The sequence below is a fragment of the Enterobacter cloacae complex sp. 418I7 genome, from assembly GCF_050030705.1.
GTDB classification, from domain to species: Bacteria; Pseudomonadota; Gammaproteobacteria; order Enterobacterales; family Enterobacteriaceae; genus Enterobacter; species Enterobacter intestinihominis.
Window position 1 is genome coordinate 1751223 of record NZ_JBLGUU010000001.1, and the last position, 19648, is coordinate 1770870.

Sequence of the window (19648 nt, forward strand, 5' to 3'; positions counted from 1 at the left end):
GTGCAAAGAGTTTGTAAATTGTCCCCCACCAGCCGGGCGCTGGCGGGGGAAACCGTTATGCGATGGCGTTCTCTTCCAACTGACGCATAAAGTTACGCACCCAGTCCATGCGGATTTTACGTTCCGTCAGATCCTGAGTAAATTTCAGACGCGTCGGGCCATCAAGACGGAAATGCTGCGGCTGTTTTTGCAGAAGGCCAATCAGCCACATCGGATCGACGTGGTTCTTCTCGGCAAACTCAATTACGCCGCCTTTCTCGTTGCCTTCAAGCTTACGAATGCCCAGCTTCTGCGCCTGCTGACGCAGGCGGGCAATATCCAGCAGGTTGCGCGCCGCATCGGGCAATATCCCAAAACGGTCAATCAGTTCGACTTTAATCTCTTCCAGCTCGCCTTCGCTTTTCGCGCTGGCAATACGTTTGTAGAACGACAGACGGGTATTCACGTCAGGAATAAAATCATCCGGCAACAGGGAAGGCATGCGCAGTTCCACTTCGGTCTGCTGGCTGGTGAGATCTTCCAGAGACGGTTCACGTCCGGCTTTAAGCGCGTCGACGGCATTTTCCAGCAGCTCCATATACAGAGAAAAACCGATGGTTTCCATGGAGCCGCTCTGGTCTTCACCCAACAACTCACCGGCGCCGCGGATCTCCAGGTCGTGCGTCGCCAGCGCAAAGCCAGCACCCAGATCTTCCAGCGAGGCGATAGCTTCCAGACGCTTTTGCGCGTCGGTGGTCATCGCCTTCGGATGCGGCGTCAGCAGCCACGCGTAGGCCTGATGGTGCGAACGCCCGACGCGCCCGCGCAGCTGATGCAGTTGGGCCAGGCCGAAGTGATCCGCGCGTTCGATGATGATGGTGTTCGCCGTCGGAATGTCGATCCCGGTCTCAATGATGGTGGTACATACCAGCACGTTGAAACGCTGATGGTGGAAGTCGTTCATCACCCGCTCCAGCTCGCGCTCGCGCATCTGGCCGTGACCAATGGCGATGCGCGCTTCCGGCACCAGCTCTGCCAGCCTGTCGGCGGCTTTCTGAATGTTTTCAACGTCGTTATACAGGTAATATACCTGGCCGCCGCGCAGCACTTCACGCAGGATCGCCTCGCGAACCACCAGATTGTCGTACTCGCGAACAAAGGTTTTCACCGCCAGACGGCGCGCCGGCGGGGTGGCAATAATCGACAGATCGCGCATGCCGCTCATCGCCATATTCAGGGTGCGCGGGATCGGCGTGGCGGTCAGGGTCAGAATGTCGACGTCGGCGCGCATCGCTTTGATGCGCTCTTTGTGGCGCACCCCAAAGCGGTGCTCTTCATCGACGATCAGCAGCCCCAGATCTTTCCACTTCACGTCGCTTTGCAGCAGCTTGTGGGTGCCGATCAGAATGTCAATTTTGCCTTCGCTTGCCTGTTCCAGGATTTGCGTCTGCTCTTTGGCGCTGCGGAAACGCGACAGCATCTCAATGCGTACCGGCCAGTTGGCGAAGCGGTCGCGGAAGTTGTCGAAGTGCTGCTGGGCGAGGAGGGTAGTCGGCACCAGCACCGCCACCTGCTTGTTGTTTTCCACCGCCAGGAAAGCGGCACGCATTGCTACCTCGGTTTTACCGAAGCCCACGTCGCCGCAGACTAAGCGATCCATCGCCAGCGGCTGGCACATGTCGCTCAGCACGGCATTTATGGCCTGAGCCTGATCCGGCGTAGTTTCAAACGGGAAGCTGTCGCAGAACAGCTGGTACTGCTCTTTATCATGCTTAAACGCATAACCCTCTTTGGCCGCACGCTGGGCGTAAATGTCCAGCAGCTCGGCGGCCACGTCGCGCACTTTTTCCGCCGCCTTCTGCCGCGCGCGTGACCAGGCGTCGCCGCCCAGCTTATGCAGCGGCGCGTTATCTTCCGCGCCACCGGCGTAGCGGCTGATAAGGTGCAGGGACGACACTGGCACGTACAGTTTGGCGTCGTTCGCGTAGGTCAGCATCAGGTATTCACCTTTGATGCCGCCTGCTTCGAGGGTGGTCATTCCCTGATAGCGACCCACACCGTGTTCCAGGTGAACGATCGGCTGACCGGGGTGCAGTTCGGCCAGGTTGCGGATCAGGGTGTCCGGGTTGATGGTGCGACGGCTGTCCTGACGACGGCGCGCCACGCGCTCGCCCAGCAGGTCGCTTTCACAAATCAAGGCCAGGTTATTGAGCGTATCAATAAATCCGTGTTCGGCGGAGCCGATCATCAGGTAACGACCATTTCCGGTCGCTTCGCTCAGGCGATGAATGCGCTTCGGTGCAACTTTGATCCGTCCTAGTAGTTCGCCCAGCGCTTCACGACGACCCTCACTCTCAACGGAGAACACCACTGGCCCGGTGAAGGAATCAAGAAACTTGCGCAGGTTATCGAGCGGGGATTTCTGCTGCGCCTGGACGGCCAGATCGGGCAGCGTCCGGAACGCGAGATTGGTGTTCGCCGCCTTATCGGCAAGCGAATCGGTTTTGAGCTGCATACGCGGCCAGCGTTTTAGCTCGGCGTTGAGCTCGTCGGTACGCAGCCACAGCATTTCCGGCGGCAGCAGCGGACGCATCGGGTCAACGCCCCGGTTTTCAAAGCGGGCGCGCGTTTCGCTTTCAAAGCGGCTGGCGCTGGCGTCGATATCCCCGGTGTTAACAATCAGCGTATTGGCCGGGAAGTAGCTGAACAGCGCCGGCAGCGGTTCGTTAAAGAACAGGGGCTGCCAGTACTCGATCCCCGCCGGAAGGGTGCCTTTGCTGACCTGCTGGTAGATATGTTCGGCATCACGTTTCACGTCGAACCTGTCGCGCCACTGGCTGCGGAACAGTTCGATGGCGGTTTTATCCGTCGGGAACTCATGGGCGGGCAGCAGATTAATGGAGTCCACTTCCTCCAGCGTGCGCTGGGTGTCGGCGTCGAACACGCGCAGGCTGTCGATCTCATCATCGAAGAAATCCAGACGATACGGCTGGTCGCTGCCCATTGGATAGAGATCCAGCAGCGCACCGCGCGTCGCGTATTCGCCGTGCTCCATCACCTGATCGACATGACGGTAACCGGCTCCGTCAAGCTGCACGCGCAGGGCATCGCGCGACAGGCGCTGGCCTTTTTTCATCACCAGCGCATGGCCGTGCAAATAGCTGTGCGGACAGACGCGCTGCATCAGGGTATTCACCGGCACAATCAGCACGCCGCGCTGCATGGTGGGGAGCTGATACAGCGTCGACAGGCGTGAGGAGATGATCTCCTGGTGCGGAGAGAAACTGTCGTAGGGAAGCGTTTCCCAGTCGGCCAGGCTGAATACCAGACTGTCGGTGAACTGACGAATTTCGTCGTGCAGGCGCAGGGCGTTTTGCATGTCCGGGGCAACCAGCACCACCGGCCCCGGATGGCGCTCGGCAATTTCCGCCACCAGCGTGGCGCAGGCCGCGCCTGTCAGTTCGCCCAGCTGGCGTTGGTCACCTGCTTTTACAGGCAAGGAAAAACGATAGTGTTCAGGCATGGCTATGTCAGGGTCTCTTGGGGATATACCAACAGTATTGGGGCATATCACTGATACGCAATGTCTTTATTATCCTCGATCGTTATGCATAAGCAAATCGTAACCGCACAAGAGGAAAAGTGCCCCCGGATGGGGGCAGGGTAGGTTAGCGGCTGGCGAGCTGTGGCGTAAGACGCGCGGGAGGGGAGAAGAAAAGGTCGCCAAAGAGGGCGGTCGAGAGCTTACGTGCGCCCAGTCCAACCAGCGTGCAGACGAGCAGGCTGACGAACGGATAGACCAGAATCAGCGTTAACTCCGCCCAGATCGGCCAGTACGCCGCATTCATTTCGCGAATCAGGAGCAGGCTAAACGCCTCAATTAAAATGCGGTGAGTGGTATAAATCGCGATGGTGTTTGAACCGATGACGTTCAGCAGATTATTGGGATGAACGGCATAACGCTGCTCGAAGCTGTAAAAGAGCTTCATGATGACCACGATCGACAGCAGTGAGAGCGGCAGAGGAACATTAGCGAACCACAGCACTACCGACACCGCGCCAGAGGCGATAAGTACCAGCCAGCTGCGGCGTAAATTCATCCCTTTCATCCACGTCATCAACTGCGCGCCGTACCATGCGCCGAGGCTGTAGTAGATCATGTTGCGCACCACGCTGTTCATTCCCCACCACGGTAAAGGCAGGAAGTTAATGGCGATGCTTGCCAGCGCCAGAAGCCCCAGCATCGGCAGTTTCCAGCGGCTCAGCAGTTTACAGAGCGTGAAGTAGACCACTAAGGCGTACAAGTACCACAGGCTGGTGCTGGCCGTGAGCATTCCCAGTACAAACCCTGAAACGGAATCGGCGTAGGCCGCATTGGATGCTGTCGCCAGTTCACGCTCGGGGGCGAGCCAGGCATTCAGATGGGTCAGCGCCTGCCATTGCAGGACGCCCCACAGGGCCAGCACCCAGACAATGCTCCAGATCCGCTTGTCGAGACTGGTGCGCCAGTTCACCTCGTCAATATATCGACGAATCAAATAGCCGGAGATGAAGAAAAACACCGGCATACGGAACGGTGCGAGGTAAAGATTAAAGTAGACCCAGCATTTGGCGAGCAGGCCCGATAACGGATGCTGTAGCCCGTCCAGGTGAGGATAAAAGGTGATCACCGAGTGGTAAATCACCACCAGGCAGATGCACAGCCCTTTTATCTGGTTAATCCATAATGCTTTTTGTTTCATTGTGCGTGACGACCTTGTTGCCATAAACGAAAGGTCGATTGTTGTAAAATGAAACCCCGATGTAACGGGTAACAGTCTGTATCAGGACGATTTTCGGAAAAGGTGGAGGCTGTATGGCGGAAGTTCAGTCAGTAGCATGATGATTTATCTGAATTTTTCGGAAAAATGATTACTGAATCTTACGGTTTCAGTCATTTACGCTTAGCGGATTCGCTTATATACTCGTGGGTCTGCTATCAGCAAACAGACGGATTTCATGTATCAACCTGTCGCACTCTTCATAGGCTTACGTTACATGCGTGGGCGCGCCGCGGACCGCTTCGGTCGCTTTGTCTCCTGGCTTTCGACTATTGGCATTACGCTTGGCGTGATGGCTCTGGTGACGGTGCTTTCCGTCATGAACGGCTTCGAGCGCGAGCTGCAAAACAATATCCTGGGGCTGATGCCGCAGGCCGTTCTCTCTTCCACTCAGGGCTCCGTTAACCCGCAACAGCTGCCGGAAAGCGCGGTGAAGTTACAGGGTGTCACGCGCGTTGCGCCCCTCACGACGGGCGATGTGGTGCTGCAAAGCGCCCGCAGCGTGGCGGTCGGGGTGATGCTGGGTATCGATCCGGCGCAAAAAGATCCGCTGACGCCGTTCCTGGTCAACGTAAAACAAACCGACCTGGAAGCGGGTAAATACAACGTCATCCTCGGCGAGCAGCTTGCCGGGCAGCTCGGGGTCAACCGTGGCGATCAACTGCGCGTGATGGTGCCCTCAGCCAGTCAGTTTACGCCGATGGGGCGTCTGCCAAGCCAGCGCCTGTTCAACGTGATTGGCACGTTTGCGGCGAACAGCGAAGTCGATGGTTACCAGATGCTGGTTAACATTCAGGACGCCTCGCGTCTGATGCGCTACCCGGCGGGAAATATCACCGGCTGGCGTCTGTGGCTTGATGCGCCGCTGAAGGTGGATACCCTTAGCCAGCAGACGCTACCGGAAGGAACGAAATGGCAGGACTGGCGCGACCGCAAAGGCGAACTGTTCCAGGCCGTGCGCATGGAGAAAAACATGATGGGGCTGCTGCTGAGCCTGATCGTGGCCGTTGCCGCGTTTAATATCATCACCTCGCTCGGGCTGATGGTGATGGAGAAGCAAGGCGAAGTCGCCATTCTGCAAACCCAGGGGCTGACGCCGCGCCAGATCATGGCGGTATTTATGGTTCAGGGCGCCAGCGCTGGCATCATCGGCGCGCTGCTCGGCGCGGCGCTGGGTGCGCTGCTCGCCAGCCAGCTCAACAATCTCATGCCGATTATCGGCGCGCTGCTTGATGGTGCGGCGCTGCCGGTGGCTATCGAGCCGCTCCAGGTGGTCGGTATTGCGCTGGCCGCGATGGCTATTGCGCTGCTCTCTACGCTTTATCCTTCCTGGCGGGCTGCCGCCACTCAACCCGCTGAGGCTTTACGTTATGAATAAGACCCTGTTGCAGTGCGACAACCTGTCCAAACGCTATCAGGAAGGCGCTGTGCAGACCGACGTGCTGCACAATGTGAGCTTTAGCGTGGGTGAAGGCGAGATGATGGCAATTGTTGGTAGCTCCGGCTCCGGCAAAAGTACGCTGCTGCACCTGCTGGGCGGGCTGGACACGCCAACCGAAGGCGATGTGATCTTTTCCGGGCAGCCGCTGAGTAAAATGTCGTCTACGGCGAAAGCCGAGCTGCGTAACCGTGAGCTGGGTTTTATCTATCAGTTCCACCACCTGCTGCCGGACTTTACGGCGCTGGAAAACGTGGCGATGCCGCTGCTGATTGGTAAAAAGAAACCCGCAGAAATCAATGCCCGCGCCAGCGACATGCTAAACGCGGTAGGGCTGGGTCATCGCGGGAATCATCGTCCGTCTGAGCTTTCCGGCGGCGAGCGTCAGCGTGTGGCCATCGCCCGTGCGCTGGTCAACAACCCGCGCCTGGTGCTGGCGGATGAACCGACAGGTAACCTCGATGCGCGTAACGCAGACAGCATTTTCCAGCTTCTCGGCGAACTGAACGCCGCGCAGGGAACCGCGTTTCTGGTGGTCACGCACGATTTGCAGCTGGCTAAGCGGATGGGCCGTCAGCTGGAAATGCGCGACGGTCGTCTGAATGCAGAACTGACGCTGATGGGAGCGGAGTAATGGCTTCACCGTTATCGTTACTCATTGGGTTACGCTTTAGCCGCGGTCGTCGCCGGAGCGGGATGGTTTCCCTTATCTCCGTGATCTCCACCATCGGTATCGCCCTGGGCGTGGCGGTTCTAATCGTGGGCTTAAGCGCCATGAATGGCTTTGAGCGCGAACTGAATAACCGCATTCTGGCCGTTGTACCCCACGGTGAAATCGAGCCGGTTAACCAGCCGTGGTCCAGCTGGCGTGATGCCCTTAACAAAGTGGAAAAGGTACCCGGCATTGCGGCGGCTGCACCTTACATCAACTTTACCGGGCTGGTAGAGAGCGGGGTAAACCTGCGCGCCATTCAGGTGAAAGGGGTGAATCCACGTCAGGAGGAGCGTCTGAGCGCGCTGCCTCGCTATGTGCAAAATGGTGCATGGGCAAACTTTAAGGCTGGCGAACAGCAGATCATCATGGGCAAAGGCGTTGCCGATGCACTGAAGGTGAAGCAGGGCGACTGGGTCTCGATCATGATCCCGAACGCCAGCGCTGATCACAAATTGCAGCAGCCTAAGCGCGTGCGTCTGCACGTCACTGGTATTTTGCAGCTGAGCGGCCAGCTCGATCACAGCTTCGCGATGGTGCCGCTGGAAGATGCGCGCCAGTATCTGGATATGAGCGACAGCGTGACGGGCATTGCCATTAAGGTTAACGACGTTTTCAACGCCAATACACTGGTGCGTGACGCTGGCAGCGTGACCAATAACTATGTCTACATCAAAAGCTGGATCGGCACTTACGGGTATATGTACCGTGATATCCAGATGATCCGCGCGATTATGTATCTGGCGATGGTGCTGGTGATTGGCGTGGCGTGCTTTAATATCGTCTCTACGCTGGTCATGGCCGTTAAGGACAAGAGCGGCGACATTGCCGTGCTGCGTACCTTAGGGGCGAAAGACGGTCTTATTCGCGCCATCTTCGTCTGGTACGGTTTGCTGGCGGGGCTGTTTGGTAGCCTCTGCGGCGTGGTCATCGGCGTGGTGGTGTCTCTTCAGCTGACGCCGATTATCAACGGGATTGAGGCGCTTATCGGCCATCAATTCCTGTCAGGCGATATCTATTTTATTGACTTCCTGCCGTCTGAACTGCACTGGCTGGACGTCATTTATGTGCTGGTTACAGCACTTTTACTGAGTCTGCTGGCAAGCTGGTATCCGGCGCGTCGCGCAAGCCGAATTGATCCGGCGAGGGTATTAAGTGGCCAGTAATTTCGTCATGGTTTAGCGGTCTTTTGGCCGCTGAATCAAACAGAGGAATGCATCATGTATTACGGATTTGATATTGGCGGCACCAAGATTGCGCTCGGCGTGTTCGATAAAGACCTTAAGCTACAATGGGAAACCCGCGTGCCTACGCCGCGCGATAGCTACGATGAATTTTTAACCGCCATTGCCGCGCTGGTGGCGCAGGCGGATGAACGCTTTGGCGTCAAAGGCAGCGTCGGCATTGGTATACCGGGTATGCCCGAAACCGACGACGGCACGCTATATGCCGCCAACGTTCCTGCTGCCAGCGGCAAACCCCTGCGTGCCGATCTTTCTGCTCTCCTTGAGCGCGACGTGCGCTTAGACAACGATGCCAACTGTTTTGCTCTCTCAGAGGCCTGGGACGACGAGTTTCGTCGCTATCCGTTGGTGATGGGGCTGATCCTCGGAACGGGCGTCGGTGGCGGGATTGTCATTAACGGTAAGCCCATTACCGGGCGCAGCTACATTACCGGAGAATTTGGTCATATCCGTCTGCCGGTGGATGCCCTGGACGTCGTTGGTCGTGATTTCCCGCTTACCCGCTGCGGCTGTGGTCAGCACGGCTGCATTGAGAGTTACCTTTCTGGGCGCGGGTTTGCATGGCTTTATGAACACTTCTATCATCAGAAACTTGAGGCCCCTCAAATCATTACGCTGTGGGAGCAGGGAGACGCGCAGGCGCGTGAGCACGTTGAGCGCTATCTTGATTTGCTGGCGGTGTGTCTGGGGAATATCCTGACCATCGTCGACCCGGATCTGCTGGTGATCGGGGGAGGGCTGTCAAATTTCACTGCGATTACGGAACAGCTGTCCGGGCGTTTGCCCCGACATTTATTGCCGGTCGCCCGCGTGCCGCGCATTGAGCGTGCGCGACACGGGGACGCAGGAGGCATGCGCGGAGCCGCATTCCTTCATCTCACCGATTAGTTTACGAGGTTACTATGCTGTCGCGTCGCCAGGGTCGACTCAGCCGTTTTCGCAAAAATAAACGCCGCTTACGTGAACGCCTGCGTCAGCGGATCTTTTTCAGAGACAGGATGATGCCAGAAGCGATGGATAAACCCAGAGTGGTGGTGTTGACCGGGGCGGGGATCTCCGCCGAATCCGGTATTCAGACCTTCCGCGCGGCGGACGGGCTGTGGGAAGAACACCGAGTAGAAGATGTGGCGACGCCGGAAGGTTTCGCCCGCGATCCGGCGCTGGTTCAGGCGTTTTACAACGCCCGTCGTCGCCAGCTTCAGCAGCCGGAGATTGCGCCAAACGCGGCGCACCTGGCGCTGGCAAAGCTGGAGGAGGCGCTGGGGGATCGTTTTCTGCTGGTGACGCAAAACATCGACAATCTTCATGAAAGAGCCGGAAACCACAACATCATTCACATGCACGGCGAACTGCTCAAGGTGCGGTGCGCATGGAGTGGGCAGGTGCTGGAGTGGAAAGAGGACGTGCTGGACGAAGACCGCTGCCACTGCTGTCAGTTCCCTTCGCGTCTGCGTCCCCATGTGGTCTGGTTTGGCGAAATGCCGCTGGGAATGGATGAGATCTACAGCGCCCTGGCCATGGCGGACGTCTTTATCGCCATTGGTACCTCAGGACATGTCTATCCGGCGGCGGGGTTTGTTCACGAAGCGCGACTGCAAGGTGCCCATACGGTGGAGCTTAATCTTGAGCCAAGCCAGGTCGGGAGTGAGTTTGAAGAGAAGCATTACGGTCTGGCCAGCGAGGTGGTGCCAGCCTTTGTGGATAAACTCCTGAAGGGGCTGTAAGGGTAACGGGCGACCTTGCGTCGCCCGTTGTGCATTAACGGCCTGCTTTTAGCTTCTGATAATACTCTTCATACAGGCGGCTCGCGTCACCGACGTCGTTCTGCCATTCCCCTTTGCTGATGGTTTCAGCGTCCGGATAAAGCGATTTATCATTCGCCACTTCAGGACTTAACAGCTTCCGCGCGGCCAGGTTTGGTGTCGGGTAACCAATAGTTTCCGCCACCTGTTTTGCCACATCCGGGCGCAGCAGGAAGTTAATCAGCTTCAGGGCGCCATCGACGTTTTTCGCATTAGCCGGGATCGCGAGGCTGTCCATCCAGAAGATGCCGCCCTCTTTCGGCCAGACCACCTCCAGCGGCGTACCGGCCTGACGCGCCACAAACGCAGAGCCGTTCCAGACCATCCCCAGATTCACTTCACCTTCCATATACGGATTAGCCGGGTTATCCGAGTTGAACGCCGCCACGTTTGGCATCAGCTTTTTCAGTTCGTTATACGCCGCTTCGATCTCTTTCGGATTGGTGGTGTTGCCGGAGTAGCCGAGTTTACGCAGCGCAATCTGGAACACTTCGCGCGCATCATCGGTTAACAGCAGGCTGCTTTTGTATTCCGGCTTCCACAGGTCAGCCCAGGATGAAACCGTTTTTGGATCAACGGCATCGCTGTTGACGCCAATTGCCGTCGCGCCCCAGATGTACGGAATGGAATAATCGTTGTTCGGGTCGAATGGCTTGTTTAGCATCTCAGGATCGAGGTTTGAAAAATTGGTTAGCTTCGTTTTATCGATCTTCTGGATCATGCCTTCTTTGCGCATCTTGTCGACGAAATAGGTCGACGGCACCACCAGGTCATACGCGCCATCTTTATAGGTTTTGAGCTTGGCGTACATGGTTTCATTCGACTCGTAGGTCGAATAGATCACCTTGATGCCCGTCTCTTTGGTGAACTGCTCCAGCAGGCCCGGCGGCACATACTCGGTCCAGTTGTAGAAATAGAGCGTTTTGCTGTCATCAGCATGCGCGGCACCCATTCCGAGCACCAGTGCCGCAGCGGCAAGCATTTTTTTCATTTCTGTGTCCCCTGAGATTTTGTTTTATCACGAGCAATAACCTGGCTGGCAAACACCAGAACCAGCGATAACACCAACAGAATAGTCGCCAGCGCGTTCACTTCGGGTGAAACACCGACTTTCACCATTGAGTAGATCTTCAACGGCAGAATTTCGTAGCTCGGCCCGGTGACGAAGGAGGACACGACCACGTCGTCCATCGACAGGGTAAAACTGAGCAGCCATCCGGCTGCCACGGCAGGCATCGCCAGCGGCAGGATGATTTTGCGAAGAATGGTCATCTCGCTGGCTCCCAGATCCTTCGCCGCTTCCAGCATGCGTACGTCGAATCCTTTCAGACGCGCGTAGACGGTTACCACCACAAACGGCAGGCAGAAGGTGATATGCGAAAACAGCAGCGACCAGAAACCGAGCTGGACGCCCAGCAGCATAAACAGCACCAGCAGTGAAATGGCCATCACGATGTCCGGGGACATCATCACCACAAACAGCATACCGCTGACGAACGGCTTACCGCGAAAACGGTAGCGGTACAGCGCCACGGCGGTCAGCGAGCCAATCAGCGTCGCGAAGGTGGCAGAGAATACCGCCATCGTCAGCGAGTGCTGAGCGGCCTGTAGCAGGCTGTCATTGTTCATCAGCAGGCCATACCATTTGGTGGTAAACCCTTGCCAGTTGATCCCGAAGCGTGAACTGTTAAAGGAGTTCACGATCAAAATGATTATCGGAATATAAAGATACGCATAAATGGCGGTCATAAAACCGCCGCGAAGCAGTCGACCGATCATTCCAGCTCCACCTTCTTATTCAGCAGGCGTGAGGCACGCCAGTAAACCAGCAGCATCAGCCCCATTACCACCGTCAGCGTAATGCTGGTGGCCGAGCCGAACGGCCAGTCGCGGATGTTCAGGAACTGGCTCTTGATCACGTTGCCGATCAGCAGGTTTTTCGCCCCGCCCATCAGGTCCGACACGTAGAACAGGCCCATCGCAGGCAGCATGACCAGCAGACATCCGGCAATAATGCCCGGCATGGTCAGCGGGATAATGATGCGGATAAAGGTTTGCAGCTTGCTGGCCCCCAGGTCTCTCGCGGCTTCCAGAAGTGGTTTATCAAGCTTTTCAATGCTTGAGTAAAGCGGCATCACCATAAACGGCAGCAGGATATAGACCAGGCCGACGATCACCGCGCTCGGAGTGAACATAATGCGGATCGGCGTATGAATAACCCCAAGCCACAGCAGAAACTCGTTAAGATAACCTTTGGTGCTGAGGAAGATTTTCAGCCCATATATGCGGATTAACGAGTTGGTCCAGAATGGCACAATCAGTAAAAACAGCAGCAGCGGACGCACTTTTTGCGGCAGGCGAGCCAGGAACCACGCGAACGGATACCCCAGCACCAGACAGGCAACGGTGGCAATCAGCGCCATATTGAGCGAGTGCAGCAGCACGTCAAAGTAGAGCGGATCGAGCAGGCGTGCGTAGTTGTCCAGCGTAAAGACCATCGCGACGAAGTTCGCGTCGTCGCGGGTCAGGAAGCTGGTTACGATGATCATCAGGTTGGGAAGAAAGACAAACAACACAAGCCAACCGACGATCGTGGCAATCACCACATTCTGGAACTTACTTGTGTTCTTCATCAGCCAGTACAACCTCCCAGCTTTCTACCCAGTTGATGACCATCTTCTGATCCAGCGAGTGGTCGAAGTCCGGATCGTCCTCGTTGAAGAACTCACTAACCATCACCATTTTGCCGTTTTCCAGTTCCACAACGGATTCGAGGGTCATCCCTTTGTAGTTGCGTTCGCGAACGTAACCGATCAGACCTTCGGCATCAGCCGTGTCGTGGATCTCATCGACGCGAAGATCTTCCGGGCGGAGCAGAACGTTGAGCCTTTGTCCCTTTTCCACGGCAAAGTTCACCGTGATGTTGCATTCGCGGCCTTCCACGTTGGCGCGCACGCGCTGCTCGTCCAGCCGCTCAATCACCGTGGCGTTGAAAATATTGATTTCGCCAATGAAGCTGGCGACGAACAGGTTTTTCGGCTCCTCATAAATTTCACGCGGCGTGCCGTCCTGCTCAATCTTGCCCTCACGCATCACCACGATACGGTCTGACATAGTCAGGGCTTCTTCCTGATCGTGAGTGACAAACACGAACGTGATGCCGAGCTTACGCTGAAGCGCTTTCAGCTCGTTCTGCATCTGCTTGCGCAGCTTGTAGTCCAGCGCGGAGAGGGATTCATCCAGCAGGAGCAGGCGTGGTTTGTTGACCACGGCGCGGGCAATAGCCACACGCTGCTGCTGACCACCAGAAAGTTGATGCGGCTTGCGCTGGGCGAATGCCTCCAGCTGCACCATGCGCAGGGCTTCGGTAACGCGCGGCGGGATCTCGCTGGCGGGTGTTTTTTGCATCCGCAGGCCAAACGCCACGTTCTCAAACACGGTCATGTGCGGGAACAGGGCATAGCTCTGAAAGACGGTATTGACGTGGCGATCTTCGGCAGGGACCTGGGTAATGTCCTGGTTCTCAAGATGGATATGGCCGTTATCGACGCTTTCCAGCCCGGCAATAAGGCGCAGGACGGTGGTTTTGCCGCAGCCGGAGGGGCCAAGCAGCGTGAGAAACTCACCGTCATTGATGGTCAGATTAAGATCGGAAATGACATCTTTGCCATCGAAACTTTTACGAATTCGTTCCAGTTGCACCAGCTGTGAAAGGGAACGGGGTTGTGTATTCAATTTTCGCGCTGTCCCATATAGACGCCTCAGGCAGCAGACTGAAGCGGGGTTTGTGTGTAACCACCTTGGTGACTCGTAATGAGGGCGGACATTCTACGGCAAACCCATTGAATCGCCAATCCTTCTCACTTATTCATAAGCTACATTTATTAACGCAGAACGATATAAACGTAAAAAGTTCTCGTTTGCGGGATAAAAGTGACCTGACGCAATATTTGCGTTTTGCTGCTTAATGATAATGTTGTCACAAAAAGTGAGGGTGACTGCATGGATAAACTACTTGAGCGTTTCTTACATTACGTTTCGCTGGATACCCAATCTAAGCCGGGGGTCCGACAGGTGCCAAGCACCGAAGGCCAGTGGAAGCTGCTAAATCTGCTGAAAGAGCAGTTGGAGGCCATGGGGCTGGTTGATGTCACGCTCAGTGAAAAAGGGACCGTGATGGGAACGCTGCCGGCCAACGTTGAGGGAGATATCCCGGCGATTGGCTTTATTTCTCATGTCGATACCTCACCTGATTTTAGCGGTAAACACGTTAATCCGCAGATTGTTGAAAACTACCGCGGCGGAGATATTGCGCTGGGCATTGGCGACGAAGTGCTGTCGCCGGTGATGTTCCCGGTACTGCATCAGCTGCTGGGGCAGACGTTAATCACCACCGACGGCAAAACCTTGCTGGGGGCCGATGACAAAGCGGGTATCGCCGAGATCATGACGGCGCTGGCGGTGCTGAAGGGCAAAAATATCCCACATGGCGATATCCGCGTGGCCTTCACGCCGGATGAAGAGGTAGGAAAAGGCGCGAAACATTTTGACGTTGAGGCGTTTAACGCTCAGTGGGCCTACACCGTCGACGGTGGCGGCGTGGGTGAACTTGAGTATGAAAACTTTAACGCGGCATCGGTGACGATCAAAATCGTCGGGAATAACGTGCACCCGGGCTCTGCGAAAGGGGTGATGGTGAATGCGCTGTCGCTGGCTGCGCGTATTCATGCGGAAGTTCCTGCCGAAGAGAGCCCGGAGATGACGGAAGGGTATGAGGGTTTTTATCATCTGACCAGCATCAAGGGGAACGTGGACAGCGCGCAGATGCACTATATCGTCCGCGATTTTGACCGCAAAGCCTTTGAAGCGCGCAAGCGTAAGATGATGGAGATCGCGAAAAAGGTCGGCAAGGGGCTGCATCCGGATTGCTATATTGAGCTCATCATCGAAGACAGCTATTACAATATGCGCGAGAAGGTGATGGAGCATCCGCACATTCTTGATATCGCCCAGCAGGCGATGCGCGATTGTGATATCGAGCCGGTGATGAAACCGATCCGTGGTGGAACCGATGGTTCGCAGCTGTCATTTATGGGCCTGCCGTGCCCGAACCTGTTTACCGGTGGATATAACTACCACGGCAAGCATGAGTTCGTGACGCTGGAAGGGATGGAAAAAGCGGTGCAGGTGATTGTGCGGATAGCAGAGTTAACCGCGAAGCGGTAAGAAAATGCCCGGTGGCGCTGCGCTTACCGGGCCTACAGTAAAGGCTTTTGTAGGCCGGGTAAGGCGTAGCCGCCACCCGGCACATGAACAGGGAGTTCAAATGTCAAACTACCGCCGCCACTACATCCCCGGTGGGACCTGGTTTTTCACCGTCAATCTGCAAAACCGCCAGAGCGATTTACTTACCCGCCACATCGACAGCCTGCGTTCCGCTACCGCCACGGTTAAGCATGCGAAGCCCTTCACCATTAACGCCTGGGTTATCCTGCCTGAACATATGCACTGTATCTGGACCTTACCGGAAGGGGACAGTGACTTTTCAGCGCGCTGGCGCGACATCAAAAAAATGTTTAGCCGCAACATTGAGATGCGCCACGTCTGGCAGCCGCGTTTCTGGGAGCACACTATTCGCAATGAACAGGATTACCGGCGGCATATGGATTACGTCTACATCAATCCGCTGAAGCATGGCTATGTCGGGAAAGTCGTCGACTGGCCCTATTCAACGTTTCATCGGGACGTGCGGGAGGGGTTATATCCGGCAGACTGGGCGGGTGAGATTGAGGATTTTGCGGCGGGGGAGCGGAAGTAAAAAAAGCCCGGTGGCGCATCGCTTACCGGGCCTACGGGAACGGCTTTTGTAGGCCGGGTAAGGCGTAGCCGCCACCCGGCAAACATCATGACTCAGTCCTCAAAAAACCAGTACCCGCTGTTAACCAGCGCGGCCAGCATGGCGAGGAAGGAGGGATCGTCCAGCGCGTCGCCAAAGGTATCCGCAGACAGCACCATATGGCTGGCAATCGCTTCCAGTGCCGGACGGTGTGGAGAGTCCAGGCGCTCGCCGTTGACGAATACCTCTTCGCCAATGCGCAATACACGTAATCCGCCCAGACGAACCAGCTTATCGCCCTGCTGGAGGGCATCATAAATTTCATCTGCCTGATACGGCGGCTCTGGCGGTGCGACGTCCAGTTCGTGACGCGACTGGCTGATAAACTCGCCAAACCACTGTCTGAAGTGCTCCGGTTCGTTGATCAGATCCAGCATCATACCGCGCAGCTTATCCAGCTCCTCTGGCAGAATATCGGCCGGGTGCTCACGCGCCGGAACATCCGGATCGCTGTAACGATAGCTGCCCAGCTCGCGCTGTAAAACATAGTCAGCAAATCCGCTGATCATCTCGCGGCCGCTTGGCGCGCGGAAACCAACCGAATAGTTTAGCGAGTTTTCCAGGGAATAACCTTCATGCGGGAAGCCTGGCGGGATATACAGAATGTCGCCTGGCTCCAGCTCTTCATCAATGATCCCTTCAAACGGATCAACCTGAAGCAGATCCGGGTGCGGGCAGTGCTGCTTCATTGGCACTTTTTCGCCCACTCGCCAGCGACGGCGACCGGTACCCTGAATGATAAACACGTCGTACTGATCAAGATGCGGACCCACGCCGCCACCGGGAACAGAGAAGGAGATCATCAGATCGTCCATTCGCCAGTCTGGGAGGGCGCGGAAGGGACGCATCAAGGCTGCGGTGGGTTCGTGCCAGTTGTTGACCGCCTGCACCAGTAAAGACCAGTTGCTTTCGCCCAGGTGATCGTAGCTTTCAAAGGGACCGTGGCTTACCTGCCATTTCCCGTCCTGATGGCTCACCAGACGGCTGTCTACCTCGTTTTCCATCGCCAGACCAGCGAGTTCGTCAGGAGAAATAGGGTCGATAAAATTGCTGATCCCGCGTTTAAGAACGACCGGGCGTTTTTGCCAGTAACGTTCAATAAATTCGGGCCAGTTAAGCGTTAATTGATAATCCATATTTTTGTATTCCGCAGGCTCTTACTGAGACGGATTATAACGGAAGCACCGACCCCTGGCTGCGAGATCCGCGTATTTTTCACATTTCGGGTTAACTATCGTTCAATCCGGGCTGTTGGCGGCCAAAAATGACTTCCATACGGGCACCGCCCAGCAGACTTTCGCCGGTTTCAATCTTGCCCTCGTACTGATCGACAATTTCCCGGGCGACGGATAATCCGACACCCTGGCCCGGGCGCAGCGTATCGGCGCGCTGACCGCGATCGAATACCACTTCGCGTTTATTATGGGGAATGCCAGGACCATCATCCTCAACGATAATATGCAGTTCGTTATCCGTTACGCGCGCGGACACCTCGACAAACTCCAGACAATATTTGCAGGCGTTATCGAGCAGATTTCCCATCACTTCCATAAAGTCATTCTTCTCGCCAACAAAGCTTATTTCCGGTGAGATATCCAGACTGATGTTTACCCCTTTACGCTGGTAAACCTTGTTCAGCGCAGAGGTGAGGTTATCCAGCAGCGGGGCTACCGGGTGCAGTTCACGGCTCAATAAGGCGCTTCCGGAACGCATGCTCGCGCGGTGCAGGTAATAACCAATCTGCTGTGAAATACGGCTGATTTGCTCCAGCATTACCGGCTCGGCGTCATCCACGCTCATTTTCGAACTGCGCATTGAACGCAGTGTACTTTGCATCACTGCCAGCGGGGTTTTCAGGCTGTGCGTAAGATCGGTGAGCGTCGTGCGATACTTGTCGTAACGTTCACGTTCGCTTTTCAGCAGGCGGTTGAGGTTGCGCACCAGGCTGGTCAGTTCGCGCGTAGTTTCAGGGTTAAGCTTCTCGCGGTGATGTTCCTCCAGCTCGCGCACCTCTTTGGCAAGGGATTCAATCGGGCGGAGGCTCCACCACGCAGCAACCCACAGGAGAGGGATCACCAGCAGCAGGTTGGCAGCCAGAACGTACACGAACCAGTTCCAGACCATATACGAACGTTTTAGCTCAACCGGTATGGTATCGATCACTACAATGGTCAGCTGCGGCATGTTCAGAGTGGCGGGATACAGGTTGATGGCCACCGAGTGGGTCATCTCCGTGTCGTCATCTTCAGCGCGGATCTCATTGAGCTTGTTCTGTAACGCCCGATCGTCACGCAGCAGGATGCTGGTAGAGTTGAGGTCGGCTTCTATTTCGTGAAAACCATTGGTTTTAAGCCATTCCGGACGGATGCGCTTTTTCAGCCAGGGGACGTCGCGCTGCGCCCACAGCAATTTTCCTTTTTCATCGTAAATGAGTGCCAGCGTTGGGCTCTGCTGGTTCAGGTTTTCCGGCATCTCGACGGTGATTTGGTTGTTCTCCCATTTCGCCAGGGTATAGAACAGATTACTTTCGCCGCGAAGCAGGCGGAAGGTGGTTTTATCGAAGCTTACGCTGTACCCGACCAACGCCACCATTCCGTAAGAGAGGGACAGCACGAGCACGACGGCGGCGGTTGCCAGCAGAAAGCGAACCCGCAGTGAAAGGGGTAAAATGTGGCGCAAAATCCCTTTCATTTAGCGTAATTCGAACAGGTAGCCCTGACCACGCACGGTGGTAATCACGTCGTGCGGGTACTGTGCCTGAATTTTTTTGCGCAGGCGGCCCATCAGCACGTCAATGGTGTGGCTTTCGCGCAGTTCGGCATCCGGATAAAGCTGAAGCATCAGGGAATCTTTGCTCACCACTTTACCGTTGTTACGGATCAGCGTTTCCATGATGGTGTATTCGAATGCGGTCAGCTTGATTACTTCATCATTTATTGAAAATTCGCGGCGGGAGAGATCCACCTGGAACGGCGGCAGAGAGATCACCTGTGACGCCAGCCCGCTGTTGCGGCGCAGCAGCGCCTGCATACGCGCGGCGACTTCTTCAATATGGAAGGGTTTGGTCACGTAGTCATCTGCGCCTGCGCTCAACACTTCAACCTTGTCCTGCCAGCCTTCGCGAGCAGTCAGCACCAGTACCGGCAGGGAAACGTCATGGCTACGCCAGCGGCGGATAAGAGATAATCCGTCTTCATCCGGCAGCCCTAAATCGACAATGGCGATGTCCGGCAGGTGTTCATTGAGATAATAATCGGCCTCTTTTGCGTCTTCAGCATCGTCCACCTGATGACCCATCTCCTGAAGTTGAACTTTCAGGTGATGACGTAGCAATGCGTTATCCTCAACAACCAGTACGCGCATCATCATTTCTCCCTTTATAAATGGTATGAATAGTTTAACGCTGATTATCCAGGTTGACACCAGCGTTATGAAATTAAATGATTTTTTTCATGCTTCCGAAGACAGGTGGTAATACCCCAGGCATCTGATTATTAAGTATGTTGACCTGATCCTGTTTCATATCGCCCACCCACCTCACATAAGCCTTATACGTCCCCAGAAGACGCGGGTAATATAAACTGACTTGTTTTCGCACGCTTTCGCAATCCGGATAAAACATCCATCCGTTTATGAACGGTTGAAGGCGAGTCGCTTTTTTGACAGAACGGGCACGCCAGTTTTGTAAAGATTGCCCTTTTTTTTGTAAGGATGTTCTCACTATGGCTGTCTTTGTCTACGCTTATTTTATGGTGCG

General features: G+C 55.7%; 16 protein-coding genes. 7 read left to right on the top strand and 9 right to left on the bottom strand.

Features of this window, described 5'->3' with window-relative positions; genetic code table 11:
• Window positions 1-55: 55 nt before the first annotated feature.
• On the bottom strand, window positions 56-3502 hold the full coding sequence (mfd, locus tag ACQG0S_RS08345; protein WP_032624473.1) for a transcription-repair coupling factor: 3447 nt from the start codon (window positions 3500-3502) through the stop codon (window positions 56-58).
• 145 nt (window positions 3503-3647) lie between these two features.
• Window positions 3648-4721: an acyltransferase family protein gene (locus ACQG0S_RS08350; RefSeq protein ID WP_022647756.1), complete on the bottom strand. Its 1074-nt coding sequence runs from the start codon at window positions 4719-4721 to the stop codon at window positions 3648-3650.
• 256 nt (window positions 4722-4977) lie between these two features.
• Between ACQG0S_RS08350 and lolC the strand changes: the two genes are divergently transcribed.
• The 5 genes from lolC to cobB are packed head-to-tail and all read left to right on the top strand — an operon-like array spanning window position 4978 to window position 9917.
• Window positions 4978-6177: a lipoprotein-releasing ABC transporter permease subunit LolC gene (lolC, locus tag ACQG0S_RS08355; protein WP_017384712.1), complete on the top strand. Its 1200-nt coding sequence runs from the start codon at window positions 4978-4980 to the stop codon at window positions 6175-6177.
• Window positions 6170-6871: a lipoprotein-releasing ABC transporter ATP-binding protein LolD gene (gene lolD / locus ACQG0S_RS08360; protein WP_048966195.1), complete on the top strand. Its 702-nt coding sequence runs from the start codon at window positions 6170-6172 to the stop codon at window positions 6869-6871. Before lolC ends, lolD begins: the two co-directional genes overlap by 8 nt.
• On the top strand, window positions 6871-8115 hold the full coding sequence (gene lolE, locus ACQG0S_RS08365) for a lipoprotein-releasing ABC transporter permease subunit LolE (protein WP_022647758.1): 1245 nt from the start codon (window positions 6871-6873) through the stop codon (window positions 8113-8115). The genes lolD and lolE overlap by 1 nt, the downstream gene beginning before the upstream one ends.
• Before the next feature lie 54 nt (window positions 8116-8169).
• Window positions 8170-9081: an N-acetylglucosamine kinase gene (nagK, locus tag ACQG0S_RS08370; RefSeq protein ID WP_023299807.1), complete on the top strand. Its 912-nt coding sequence runs from the start codon at window positions 8170-8172 to the stop codon at window positions 9079-9081.
• A gap of 14 nt (window positions 9082-9095) precedes the next feature.
• Window positions 9096-9917 carry a Sir2 family NAD+-dependent deacetylase gene (gene cobB / locus ACQG0S_RS08375; protein WP_022647760.1) on the top strand — a complete coding sequence of 274 codons (822 nt, stop codon included), beginning with the start codon at window positions 9096-9098 and terminating at the stop codon, window positions 9915-9917.
• A 34-nt stretch (window positions 9918-9951) separates the two neighbouring features.
• Here the strand turns inward: cobB and potD are convergent, their stop codons facing one another.
• The 4 genes from potD to potA are packed head-to-tail and all read right to left on the bottom strand — an operon-like array spanning window position 9952 to window position 13760.
• Window positions 9952-10986, bottom strand: a complete 1035-nt coding sequence (potD, locus tag ACQG0S_RS08380) for a spermidine/putrescine ABC transporter substrate-binding protein PotD (RefSeq protein WP_048966194.1) — start codon at window positions 10984-10986, stop codon at window positions 9952-9954.
• Window positions 10983-11774: a spermidine/putrescine ABC transporter permease PotC gene (gene potC / locus ACQG0S_RS08385; RefSeq protein ID WP_023305879.1), complete on the bottom strand. Its 792-nt coding sequence runs from the start codon at window positions 11772-11774 to the stop codon at window positions 10983-10985. The genes potD and potC overlap by 4 nt, the downstream gene beginning before the upstream one ends.
• A complete protein-coding gene (gene potB, locus ACQG0S_RS08390; RefSeq protein WP_426750201.1) occupies window positions 11771-12628 on the bottom strand; it encodes a spermidine/putrescine ABC transporter permease PotB in 858 nt (285 codons plus the stop codon). Before potB ends, potC begins: the two co-directional genes overlap by 4 nt.
• On the bottom strand, window positions 12612-13760 hold the full coding sequence (potA, locus tag ACQG0S_RS08395; protein WP_169441329.1) for a spermidine/putrescine ABC transporter ATP-binding protein PotA: 1149 nt from the start codon (window positions 13758-13760) through the stop codon (window positions 12612-12614). The genes potB and potA overlap by 17 nt, the downstream gene beginning before the upstream one ends.
• Before the next feature lie 237 nt (window positions 13761-13997).
• Here potA and pepT point away from each other — a divergent pair, with 237 nt between their 5' ends.
• Entirely contained in the window at window positions 13998-15221 is a 1224-nt protein-coding gene (pepT, locus tag ACQG0S_RS08400; protein ID WP_032624465.1) for a peptidase T, read from the top strand.
• A gap of 100 nt (window positions 15222-15321) precedes the next feature.
• Window positions 15322-15813: an REP-associated tyrosine transposase gene (locus ACQG0S_RS08405; protein WP_022647766.1), complete on the top strand. Its 492-nt coding sequence runs from the start codon at window positions 15322-15324 to the stop codon at window positions 15811-15813.
• 92 nt (window positions 15814-15905) lie between these two features.
• On the opposite strand, the gene ACQG0S_RS08410 is transcribed toward ACQG0S_RS08405, so the two are convergent.
• From ACQG0S_RS08410 to phoP, 3 genes are all read right to left on the bottom strand, one after another.
• On the bottom strand, window positions 15906-17027 hold the full coding sequence (locus ACQG0S_RS08410) for a cupin domain-containing protein (RefSeq protein ID WP_048965701.1): 1122 nt from the start codon (window positions 17025-17027) through the stop codon (window positions 15906-15908).
• A gap of 91 nt (window positions 17028-17118) precedes the next feature.
• Window positions 17119-18582: a two-component system sensor histidine kinase PhoQ gene (gene phoQ, locus ACQG0S_RS08415; protein WP_023299812.1), complete on the bottom strand. Its 1464-nt coding sequence runs from the start codon at window positions 18580-18582 to the stop codon at window positions 17119-17121.
• On the bottom strand, window positions 18583-19254 hold the full coding sequence (gene phoP, locus ACQG0S_RS08420; RefSeq protein WP_026094318.1) for a two-component system response regulator PhoP: 672 nt from the start codon (window positions 19252-19254) through the stop codon (window positions 18583-18585).
• Between the last annotated feature and the right edge of the window lie 394 nt (window positions 19255-19648).

Bases quoted from the DNA above. Each gene is read 5' to 3' on its own strand.
- mfd (WP_032624473.1), bottom strand. From the start codon at position 3,502: ATGCCTGAACACTATCGTTTTTCCTTGCCTGTAAAAGCAGGTGACCAA.
- ACQG0S_RS08350 (WP_022647756.1), bottom strand. From the start codon at position 4,721: ATGAAACAAAAAGCATTATGGATTAACCAGATAAAAGGGCTGTGCATC.
- lolC (WP_017384712.1), top strand. From the start codon at position 4,978: ATGTATCAACCTGTCGCACTCTTCATAGGCTTACGTTACATGCGTGGG.
- lolD (WP_048966195.1), top strand. From the start codon at position 6,170: ATGAATAAGACCCTGTTGCAGTGCGACAACCTGTCCAAACGCTATCAG.
- lolE (WP_022647758.1), top strand. From the start codon at position 6,871: ATGGCTTCACCGTTATCGTTACTCATTGGGTTACGCTTTAGCCGCGGT.
- nagK (WP_023299807.1), top strand. From the start codon at position 8,170: ATGTATTACGGATTTGATATTGGCGGCACCAAGATTGCGCTCGGCGTG.
- cobB (WP_022647760.1), top strand. From the start codon at position 9,096: ATGCTGTCGCGTCGCCAGGGTCGACTCAGCCGTTTTCGCAAAAATAAA.
- potD (WP_048966194.1), bottom strand. From the start codon at position 10,986: ATGAAAAAAATGCTTGCCGCTGCGGCACTGGTGCTCGGAATGGGTGCC.
- potC (WP_023305879.1), bottom strand. From the start codon at position 11,774: ATGATCGGTCGACTGCTTCGCGGCGGTTTTATGACCGCCATTTATGCG.
- potB (WP_426750201.1), bottom strand. From the start codon at position 12,628: ATGAAGAACACAAGTAAGTTCCAGAATGTGGTGATTGCCACGATCGTC.
- pepT (WP_032624465.1), top strand. From the start codon at position 13,998: ATGGATAAACTACTTGAGCGTTTCTTACATTACGTTTCGCTGGATACC.
- ACQG0S_RS08405 (WP_022647766.1), top strand. From the start codon at position 15,322: ATGTCAAACTACCGCCGCCACTACATCCCCGGTGGGACCTGGTTTTTC.
- ACQG0S_RS08410 (WP_048965701.1), bottom strand. From the start codon at position 17,027: ATGGATTATCAATTAACGCTTAACTGGCCCGAATTTATTGAACGTTAC.
- phoQ (WP_023299812.1), bottom strand. From the start codon at position 18,582: ATGAAAGGGATTTTGCGCCACATTTTACCCCTTTCACTGCGGGTTCGC.
- phoP (WP_026094318.1), bottom strand. From the start codon at position 19,254: ATGCGCGTACTGGTTGTTGAGGATAACGCATTGCTACGTCATCACCTG.